The organism is Neisseria sp. P0021.S006 (assembly GCF_051956895.1).
Map to the genome: position 1 here is coordinate 1 of NZ_JBQCWZ010001117.1, position 492 is coordinate 492.

1 protein-coding gene is annotated in these 492 nt (G+C 55.5%); it reads left to right on the forward strand.

Annotated features, from left to right (window positions below; all coding sequences use genetic code 11):
- Positions 1-492 (forward strand): hypothetical protein (locus tag ACTHUM_RS19030; protein ID WP_440403834.1); only part of this gene is annotated, 492 nt, incomplete at its 3' end.

The following is a 492-nucleotide window of genomic DNA, read 5'->3' on the forward strand; positions in this document are numbered from 1 at the left end:
CTGCTTACCCTATCCCTGCTGCCGCTTGCCATTTTCAACAGCCAAGCCCATGCCGCAAAAATCTACACCTGTGAAGTCAACGGCTCGATTGTCTATACCTCGCGTCCAAGCGGCAACTGCCAGGCCGTCAACGATTTGCCGATTGTCGGTAAATACAGCAGCAGCCGCTACGACGCCCCGGTCAGCGATGCGCCTACACTCAACGCGCCGACATCACAAACGGCTCCGGCAAAAAGCAAAAATACAGCGGCAAAATCCAACCACAAAGTAACACCCAAACCTGCCCCTGTCCGCACCGCTTCTGAAACCGCTCCTCCTCCGGTTCCCAAATCCTCCGGCGTCAACAGCCGCCGTTCTATTTTGGAAACCGAGTTATCCAATGAACGTGCGGCTTTAGCCGATGCCAAAAAGCAACTGAGCCAAGCGCGGACAGCCAAAGGCGGCAGCGTCAATCAACAGGCCATCAGTACGCTGCAAGGTGCGGTTTTGGAT